This is a genomic window from Rhodococcus sp. ENV425, from assembly GCF_002887785.1.
GTDB lineage: Bacteria > Actinomycetota > Actinomycetes > Mycobacteriales > Mycobacteriaceae > Rhodococcus > Rhodococcus aetherivorans.
This window is the reverse complement of sequence record NZ_PCZU01000294.1, coordinates 1,722-2,527: the sequence shown is the minus strand read 5'-3', so window position 1 is coordinate 2,527 and position 806 is coordinate 1,722. Positions and strand designations below refer to the sequence as shown.

At 71.1% G+C, this 806-nt stretch carries 1 protein-coding gene; it reads right to left on the bottom strand.

Features of this window, described 5'->3' with window-relative positions; translation table 11 throughout:
• The coding region (locus tag CQZ88_RS32060; RefSeq protein ID WP_258008839.1) for an AMP-binding protein at positions 1 to 806 on the bottom strand (806 nt) is incomplete at both ends.

The window sequence follows — 806 nt, the reverse complement described above, 5'->3', positions numbered from 1 at the left end:
CCCGCCGCTCGGCGTCGGTGACCGGAGCACCGGCGTAGGTCGACAGGTCGGCCGTGTCGATCGCCAGGCGCGGGACAGACCTGTCCCCCGGGATCTCGACCCCGTCGGCGGTCAGCACCACCACCGGAGCCGCGGCATCCAGGATGTACCCGGTCCGCTCGGCCGGCTGATCCGGGTCGAGCGGCACGTACACGCCACCGGCCTTGGCGACGGCGTACATGCCGACGAGGAGCTCGATCGACCGGCGCATCGCCAGCGCCACCGTCGACTCGGGGCCGACCCCCGCCGAGATCAGGCGACGGGCAAGCCGGTTGACGCGGATGTCGAACTCGCCGTAGGTGAGCGTCTCACCCTCGAAGAACAGGGCCGTGGCGTCCGGAGTCCGGCGCACCTGCGCGTCGAACAGGTCGGGCAGGGTCACCGACGCGTCCACGGCGTGATCGGTGTCGTTCCAGCCCTCGAGCACCCGGAGCCGCTCGGCGTCGTCGAGCAGCGGCACATCGCCCACCGGGAGCGACGGGTCCGCCACCACGGCTTCGAGCAACCGCAGGAACCGGCGGGCGAAACCGGCCACCGTGGACTCGTCGAACAGGTCCGTGGCATAGGTGAAGAAGCCGGTCACCCCGGCCGCGGCACCGTCCTCGGCGTGCCGGTCGGTGACGATCAGATGCAGGTCGAACTGGGAGATCTGCATGTCCGCGTCGACGTTCGCGATGGTCAGACCCGGCAGCTCGAGCCGGGACTGGGCGACGTTCTGGAACGACAGGCCCACCTGGAACAACGGGTGCCGCGCGGTGGAGCGGACG